Source organism: uncultured Algibacter sp. (assembly GCF_905480415.1).
Classification (GTDB): domain Bacteria; phylum Bacteroidota; class Bacteroidia; order Flavobacteriales; family Flavobacteriaceae; genus Algibacter_B.
Window position 1 is genome coordinate 21,403 of the sequence record NZ_CAJQQI010000153.1, and the last position, 8,117, is coordinate 29,519.

General features: G+C 33.5%; 7 protein-coding genes. All 7 read right to left on the bottom strand.

The genetic code is table 11. The features are described 5' to 3' along the window. Positions 1-160: 160 nt before the first annotated feature. The gene (locus QZ260_RS10565; RefSeq protein ID WP_295985935.1) at positions 161-1,408 is read right to left on the bottom strand and encodes a GTP-binding protein; all 1,248 of its coding nucleotides are present in this window, start codon (positions 1,406-1,408) and stop codon (positions 161-163) included. An 83-nt stretch (positions 1,409-1,491) separates the two neighbouring features. Further along, entirely contained in the window at positions 1,492-2,397 is a 906-nt protein-coding gene (gene cysD / locus QZ260_RS10570) for a sulfate adenylyltransferase subunit CysD (RefSeq protein WP_295985937.1), read from the bottom strand. Positions 2,398-2,407: 10 nt separating this feature from the next. Further along, positions 2,408-3,028, bottom strand: a complete 621-nt coding sequence (locus QZ260_RS10575; RefSeq protein ID WP_295985940.1) for a phosphoadenosine phosphosulfate reductase family protein — start codon at positions 3,026-3,028, stop codon at positions 2,408-2,410. 12 nt (positions 3,029-3,040) lie between these two features. Next, positions 3,041-3,298, bottom strand: coding sequence for a DUF2061 domain-containing protein (locus QZ260_RS10580; RefSeq protein WP_295985942.1), 258 nt, complete (start codon positions 3,296-3,298; stop codon positions 3,041-3,043). A 161-nt stretch (positions 3,299-3,459) separates the two neighbouring features. Then, positions 3,460-3,879, bottom strand: a complete 420-nt coding sequence (locus QZ260_RS10585) for an Rrf2 family transcriptional regulator (RefSeq protein ID WP_295985944.1) — start codon at positions 3,877-3,879, stop codon at positions 3,460-3,462. Positions 3,880-3,892: 13 nt separating this feature from the next. Beyond that, entirely contained in the window at positions 3,893-5,065 is a 1,173-nt protein-coding gene (locus tag QZ260_RS10590) for an aminotransferase class I/II-fold pyridoxal phosphate-dependent enzyme (protein ID WP_295985946.1), read from the bottom strand. A gap of 49 nt (positions 5,066-5,114) precedes the next feature. Then, positions 5,115-8,117, bottom strand: a 3,003-nt coding sequence (gene thrA / locus QZ260_RS10595; protein ID WP_295985949.1) for a bifunctional aspartate kinase/homoserine dehydrogenase I, incomplete at its 5' end; no start/stop codon positions are given.

An 8,117-nucleotide genomic window follows, 5' to 3' on the forward strand; every position in this document is an offset into this window, starting at 1 on the left:
TACGAGTCCCTCCTAACCTCCCCAGAGGAGAAGGATTCTTACTCGGGTAAAGCAAGAATTTTGTTATTATTTTATTTTTATAGCAACAAGGTTTTTTAACACCTTGGAAGAGTAATTAACCGCAAACTAGTTAATTCCCATTTCTGAGCTAGAGACTTTTTTACTGAATGAATCCCGCACCAACAGTATTATTTGACTGTGGATCAATTAAAATAAACGACCCATTTGTTCTATGATCTTTGAATTGATCGTAAAAAATAGGTTTATTCAATTTGAATGTTACTGAAGCAATATCATTTATTGCTAAACCTGTTACATCTTTTTCAAAACCTGAATAGTCTGGATTAATTTTATGATTAATTCTATCTACTTTAGCCAACACTTTATTGATACCATGCTGCACGATATACTTTCCGCCTGCAGTTAGTTGGTCTGAATCCATCCAACATACATTTGCTGTAAATTGTTTATCAATTGTTGGCGAATCGCCTTCTTTGACAATCATGTCTCCACGACTTACATTAATATCGTTTTCTAAAGTGATGGTTACAGATGAACGTCTTGATGCCGTTTCATACTTTTCATCATAGAAATAAATAGCTTTAATCTTTGATCTAGTTTTTGATGGCAATACCATGATATCATCACCTACACTTAAATCGCCGCCATATACTTTTCCAGCATACCCCCTGTAGTCATGAAAATCTTCTGTTTTTGGACGAATAACATACTGTACTGGAAAACGTGGCGTACCTACGTTAAAAATATCAGCTTTATCCAATTGCTCTAAATGCTCCAATAATGCATCTCCTTTATACCAAGGCATTTTATCAGATTTGTTAACTACGTTATCACCCTTTAAAGCACTAACTGGGATGAATGTTATTTTTTGATCTTGATAATCTCGTTTACTCATCAATTCAGAAAAATCAGCTTTGATTTTGTTATAAATATCTTCTGAATAATCTACCAAGTCCATTTTATTGATGGCAACAACCACATCTTTAATTCTCAATAAATTATTGATAAAAAAATGACGATTCGTTTGCTCAATAACACCTTTTCTAGCATCAATTAAAATGATAGATGCTTGGGATGTTGAAGCTCCAGTAACCATGTTACGTGTATATTCCACGTGACCTGGTGTATCTGCAATAATGTAACTTTTCTTTTTAGTTGAAAAATAGATATGTGCTACATCAATTGTAATACCTTGTTCTCTTTCTGCAACCAAACCATCAGTTGCTAATGAAAAATCTAAGTAATCATAACCACGTTGTTTACTCGTCTTTTCAATGGCTTCTAACTTATCTGTCGTTAATGATTTTGTGTCATAAAGAATACGTCCTATCAACGTACTTTTTCCATCATCTACACTTCCTGCTGTTGCAATTTTTAATACTTCCATATTTTATAATAAGTAGGCTCAAAACCTAATTTGTATTCGTTTTAAAAGATTTCCGACTTCGCGGAAATAACAAAATTGATATTCTAAAAATACCCTTGTTGTTTACGTTTTTCCATAGCTGACTCAGAGCGCTTATCATCAATACGTGCACCACGTTCTGAAATAGTTGAATCTCTTATTTCTTCTACAACTTTAATAATGGTTGATGCCTCAGATAAAACCGCCGCCGTACAACTCATATCTCCCACAGTTCTGAAACGAACCATTTCTTCAATGACTTCTTCGTTATCATCTCTATAAACTATGCCGTCTTCCGCAGACCAAATCATACCATCTCTTAAAAAGACTCTACGTTTGTGTGCAAAATAAATTGATGGGATTTCAATAGTTTCCCTTTCTATAAAAGACCAAACATCTAACTCTGTCCAGTTTGAAATTGGAAAAACCCGAACATTTTGACCATGATCAATATCTCCATTCAACATATCAAATAATTCTGGACGTTGATTTTTTTCATCCCATTGACCAAAATCGTCACGAACAGAAAAAATACGTTCTTTAGCTCTTGCTTTTTCTTCATCACGGCGTGCTCCCCCTATTGCCGCATCAAATTTAAATTCCTCTAAAGCATCCAAAAGCGTGGTAGTTTGCAGCATATTTCTACTTGCGTAACGTCCAGATTCTTCTTTAACTTTACCTTCATTAATTGAATCTTGTACATTTCTAACAATCAGTTCTAAACCTAATTCTTTACATAAACGATCTCTAAATTCTATAGTTTCAGGAAAATTATGACCTGTATCAATATGCATTAATGGAAAAGGCACTTTTGCTGGATAAAATGCTTTTACAGCCAATCTTACCAAAGTAATTGAATCTTTTCCTCCTGAAAATAACAACACTGGTTTTTCAAATTGTGCCGCTACTTCTCTCATAATATATATCGCTTCGTTTTCAAGAGAATTGATATGTGATGTATCTTTCTTCATAATCTTATTTTTAAGCGTGTAATCCACACTCTCTATTTTCTAATGCTTTTGTTGGGTCGAAATATTTGAACTCGTTTGGCAAGTTGTTTTCTTCTAAATAAGTGTCTAATTTTTCATCAGACCAATAATAAAAAGGGCTGACTTTTAATACACCATCTTTACTTAAACTAAAAATTCCAATGCTATTTCTAAACGCTGTTTGCCCTTGACGCAAGTTTGTAAACCATACGTTTGGCTTATGCTCATCCATAGCTCTTTTAAAAGGCTCTAGCTTTACTTGCTCTGTAAATAAAGCATGCTCTGGAGCATCAATACTTGGAATCCCCATAACTACATCGCGGTGTGCTGATGTTTGTTTTGGCACATATAAAAACACATTCAAGTTTAAATCATTAATCACTTGTTCAGCGTGCTTGTAAGTTTGTTGTGTGTTATAACCTGTATCACACCAAACCACAGATATATTAGCTTCTACTTTACTAACTGCATGTAAAATAGCTGCTTCATAAGGTCTGAAATTGGTTGTAACAACTGCTTCGCTATTCAATTCGAAAGCCTTCTGTATAATTGTAGAAGGTGCTGCTTCTTCAAAACTTTTATTTAATTCTTGTATTTGTCTTTCTGTAAACATCGTTCTATCTATTTATTTTCCCCACTTTATTGAATTCCAAAGGCGTTCGTGGAAAAAATATAAAACCATTTTTGTCACTAGTTCGATCCCTCCAATTGAAAATGCTAAGTCTAATTTCCCTGTAATTACCCAAGAAATCAAAATCGTATCTAAAGTTCCTATAGTCCTCCAACTAAGCGATTTTACAACGCTTCTAATTGGTTTCTCACTAGTACTATCCTCGTTATAGGTCGACTTTTGTTTGTCTTTTACTAACATTTGTGCAATCATTTGTAATAGTTTTATATTATTCCTATCGATTTAGTAGGAAAGACAAAAATAAAACATTTTATAACATAAAAAAGAGAAATAATAAGTTTTTAGAATAATGGAATATTTTAAGCCTTAAGTGCGGAAAACTCTTTTAAAAGCGACTTTATATTGAGAAATCTTTATTCGTTTGTATTAGATAAATCAGCTAAAGTTGTATTTCTGAATACTTTAAGCGTACTATCACGAACTTGTAACATGAGTTTATTCACGCTACATTTATGTTCATTAGGACAATCATCACACTTTTCATAATAATTAAGACTAACGCAAGGCACCATCGCAATTGGACCTTCAAGTACACGCATTACATCGGTCATTTTAATTTCCGAAGGTTCTTCTCTTAAATAGTAACCACCATGCTTTCCTTTTTTTGAACCTAAAATTCCAGACTTTCTTAATGTAAGAAGAATACTTTCCAAAAACTTCTGCGGAATTTGCTCACTCTTTGCTATCACTGCAACTTGAATTGGAGAATCTCCTTCGCTTCTTGCAATGTAAGTGAGTGCTTTTAAGCCGTATTTTGTTTTTTTGGATAGCATATTGCTAATATACTTAATTTAACGCTTGCTCCAAATCACTAATAATATCATCTACATGCTCCAATCCAACTGAAACCCTAACCAAACCGTCTGTGATATTTACTACTAATCTGTCTTCTTCTGCTAAACTACTATGGGTTGTTGATGCAGGGTGTGTTACAATAGTTCTAGTGTCACCTAAATTTGCAGATAGCGAGCACATTTTAATCGCATTTAAAAAATCACGTCCCGCTTCAAGACCACCCTTTACTTCAAAAGCAACAATATTACCACCTAGTTTCATTTGCTTTTTAGCCACTTCGTACTGAGGGTGTGATTTTAAAAACGGATATTTTACCCAATTTACTAGAGAGTGCGCCTCTAAAAACTCCGCCACTTTTAAAGCATTTTCACAATGTCTATCTACTCTAACATGTAAAGTCTCCAAACTTTTAGATAAAGTCCATGCATTAAATGGAGATAATGCTGGCCCTGTATTTCTGGCGAATAAATAAATCTCTCTTATTAAATCAGCATTTCCAACAGTGACACCTCCAAGCACACGCCCTTGACCATCCATTAACTTTGTAGCAGAATGAATCACTAAATGTGCTCCATATTTTAAAGGTTGTTGGATGTAAGGTGTAGCAAAACAATTATCAACAATTAAAATAAGATTGTACTTTTTTGCAATATCTCCCAATAACTCTAAATCAATAATATCAATAGCTGGATTTGTTGGTGATTCAGCATATAAAATTTTCGTTTTTGGCGTAATGAAGCTTTCAATAGTTTCTGGTTTATTAATATTGAAATAGCTTGTTGTTATGTTCCATTTTGGTAAATATTTAGTAAACAAAGTATGCGTAGAACCAAATATAGACCGAGCTGAAACAATATGATCACCACTTTCTAGCAATGCTGCAAACGTTGAAAAAATTGCTGACATTCCTGTGGCAAATGCGTAACCAGATTCAGCTCCTTCCATTTTACAAACCTTATCTACAAACTCAGTGGTATTAGGGTTTGTAAAACGACTATAAATATTGCGTTCCTTTTCTTCAGTGAATGAAGCTCGCATATCCTCCGCATCTTCAAATACAAAACTTGAAGTTAAGTATAATGGGCTTGTATGCTCCAAAAAATCGGTTCGCTCTAATTGCGTACGAATAGCTTCTGTTTCAAAATTCTTTTTATCCTCGCTCATTTTATGCTCTTTAGGTTTTGACTTAACGCAACCTGACATTTAATATTTCTCAATTAATATGTTTTGACAATCTTAATATATCTCCAAAAACGCCTCTTGCTGTAACTTCTGCACCCGCTCCTGCTCCTTGAATAACTATAGGTTGTTCGCCATAAGATTCTGTGAATATTTCAAAAATCGCATCCGAACCTTTTACATGACCTAAAGTACTATCTTCTGGAATGGATACTAATTTTACTTCTAATTGCCCTTTGTCTTGTGATAAATCACCTGACAAATCACCTACATATCTTAATACATGACCTTCTTTTTGATTACCCTTTAATTCTTGATATTGGATATCTAAAACTTCTAATTGTGACAAAAAATCTTCAACCGAAATATCTCTGTAGGCTTCTGGAATCAAATTTAAAACAGAAACATCTTCAAATTCATTTTGCAAATCTAACTCTCTTGCTAGAATTAATAACTTTCTAGCTACATCATTTCCTGAAAAATCTTCACGAGGATCTGGTTCAGTAAACCCTTTATCAATAGTTTCTTTAATAATTTCACTAAACGGTTTGTCTTGCACTGAAAAATTATTGAACAAATAGCTTAAGGTACCCGAGAAAACTCCACGAATTCTAGTAATATTTTCACCAGATTCATGCAACAATTTAATGGTGTCAATTAAAGGCAAACCTGCACCAACAGTAGTTTCGTATAAATACTCCTTTTTATTTTCTTTTAATTGCACTCTCAATTCCTTGTAAAAATCATGTGAAATGGTATTCGCAATTTTGTTAGACGATACCAAATCAAAACCAGATTCAACTAGTGGAATGTAATTTTCATAAAACACATTACTCGCTGTATTATCTACTGCTATTAGATTTTCTAAGTGGTGGTTTTCTGCATAGGTTATTATGTCATCTATTGAACTTTCATATGAACTTGATGCTATGGCTTCTTCCCAATTCGATTCAACTCCATTTTTATCCAATAATAATTTTTTAGAATTTGCTATCGCGAAAACATTCAAGTTAATACCTTTTCGCTTTTCAATATCGTTTTTCGACTTTAAAATCTGATTGATTAAGGCGCTTCCAACACCTCCATGGCCAAAAATGGCAATGTTTATCTTTTTCGAAATTCCAAATACTTCGCCATGAATCACATTTACAGCTTTGTGGAGCTGCGATTTTTTAACCACCAAACTCACGTTTTTTCCACTAACCGTATTATTAAACAAGAGCGGTGTAATCTGGTTTTTTATCAAGGCATTAAACGGTTTATGAAACGAACTCAGTTCAATTCCAATAATAGAAATTACCGCAACATCATCAATAACTGCAATCTTATTAACGTCTTGTGAATAGAAATCGCTTTCAAACTCGCGTTCTAAAGCAATAACTGCTTGAGTAGCTTGGTCTGCATCAATAATCAATCCTATGCCTCGTTCAGAAGACCCTTGAGACACAATACTTACACTAATTCCATATCTACTCAATGCCCCAAAAATTCTAGCATCCACACCGATTTTACCTAGTAAACCTCGACCTTCTAGGTTAAGTAATGCTACATTATCTAAAATCGACAACGATGTTACTTCTTTAGTACTTGGTCTTGATGTGATTAGGGTACCTTCATCATCTGAATTAAACGTATTTAAAATACGTAAATTAATATTTTTCTCGACTAAAGGGATAATGGTTTTTGCATGAAGAACCGAAGTCCCAAAATTCGCTAATTCATTGGCCTCACTAAATGATAATTCTCTAATTTGTTTTGCATCCGACACTAAACCAGGATCTGCCGTATAAATCCCGCTAACATGTGTATAGTTTTGTAATTCTTCAGCGTCTAAAAAGTTAGCCAATAACGCTGCAGTATAGTTACTACCATTTCTTCCTAATGTAGTTGTTTCATTCTTCAAATTTGAAGCAATAAAACCGGAAACTATATGAACTACATCTTTGTTTTTTCCGAAGTATTCTTTAATGTTTTCTTTAGAAAGTTTTGACAACGGTTGTGCATTACCAAAATTTTCATCCGTTTTTATCAATTCACGAGTATCAGTAGCTTTTGCTTTTATTCCCTGACCATTTAACAAACTTGATATCAACTTAATCGATAATAATTCGCCTTGAGCTAAAATATTATCTTTGGTTTTTTTGCTATAATCTCTTAACAAACTTACGCCTTCAAAAAGGGTGTCTAAAACTAAAAACTCTTCAGAAAAATCAATATTTTTTGATGGTTCTTTTTGATATGCTTTGAAAGCGTTTAATTCTTCCTGAAAAGGTTCGCCCTTTAAAGCTTTGTCCAAAATAACTTCTAAATCATCAGTCGCTGAACCTCTTGCAGAAACTACAACGCTAATACGTTCTCCTATTTCTACTTTATTCTTTATAATTGAAAGTACGGTCTCTAAGCCTTTTCCATTGGCTAAAGATTTACCTCCAAATTTTAATATTTTCATTGGTTTTCTTTTAGAATGTGGCACAAATATGCCTTCTATAATTTTTTCAAGTTGTGCGAATTCCATCAAAAACGCATCATGTCCATGCACCGAATGTATTTCATTATACGTTACATTAGGGTGTGTTAAAGCAAGTTGCTTGTGAGTTTCTCTGTTTTCTTCCGCAGTAAAAAACAAATCAGAATCTACACCAACAATATGAATCTTAGCTTCTATATTTTCAAGTACATTGAAATTACTAGATCTACCTTTAGTCACATCAATTGTTCTCAATAACTGATTCATTAACTTATATGCAGAAAGTTGAAAACGCTCTTGTAATTTTTTACCATGGTGCAACAACCAACTTTCTACATTAAAAATCTCTAAATCGTCATTTTTTGATCTCTGAAAACGCTCTTTAAAAGATTCTGGTGTTCGATAACACAACATAGCATGCATTCTAGCATCGTGCACGGGGTGTTTTGAATTCAATAGAAATTGTTCTTGAATTTGACAGTTAGCAATTAACCAATCAGTAGATTTCCAATCGGTTGCCACTACTATTAAATGTTCTGTGAAATCGGGTTGTAAAACTGCCATTTCCCA